1 protein-coding gene is annotated in these 662 nt (G+C 66.5%); it reads right to left on the reverse strand.

Going from position 1 to position 662, the window contains the following annotated elements:
* A partial coding sequence (locus J0A65_RS24965; RefSeq protein WP_206596924.1) for a substrate-binding periplasmic protein occupies positions 1 to 483 on the reverse strand: 483 nt, incomplete at its 3' end.
* Positions 484 to 662: the final 179 nt, after the last annotated feature.

A 662-nucleotide genomic window follows, 5' to 3' on the forward strand; every position in this document is an offset into this window, starting at 1 on the left:
GGTCATCATCTGCTTCGGCGTGGACACCCCGTAGAGGTTGTCGAAACCACGCGCGCTGAGCGTCTCGAAGGTGTACCACTGCTTGGGCAGGGCCAGCGGCCCGCTCGCGGCGGCCTGCTGCAGGTCGTCGATGACCAGGTTGCGCGACCTGAGCGAGTAGAAGCTGGTCGTCCCGACCACGATGGGGCCGACCCAGAGAAACTTGCCCTCACGTTCCGGGGTGCGCACGGTGGAGAACAGGGCGATGTCCGCCTGCTGCTGGGCGAGGTAGAAGGCGCGGGTCCAGGGCATCAGTTCGATCTTTCCGCTGTCGCCGGTGCGTGCCAGCAGGGCCCGGACCACCTCGACGGAGAAGCCGCTGACCTCGCCGTCGCGCATGAAGCTCATGGGCGGGGTGTCTTCGGTGAGCAGCTGCAACTCTGCCAGCGCAGGGCTGCACAGCATCGCCAGGCAAACGCACGACAGCCACCTCACCAGCTTCATTCCTCCCTCCCGTCTGCGGCCGGGCACTCAGCGCAGCCCATCACTCGACACTCAGCAGGTCGGCCAGGGCCTGCTCATCGGCCTCGGGAAACCAGTGTCGATAGATGCGCTCCAGACTACCGTCATGCCGCATTTCCTGCAGCGCCCGCTGCCAACGTGCGACACGGGCAGCCTGGGTG

Source organism: Bowmanella yangjiangensis, from assembly GCF_017255015.1.
GTDB classification, from domain to species: Bacteria; Pseudomonadota; Gammaproteobacteria; order Enterobacterales; family Alteromonadaceae; genus Bowmanella; species Bowmanella yangjiangensis.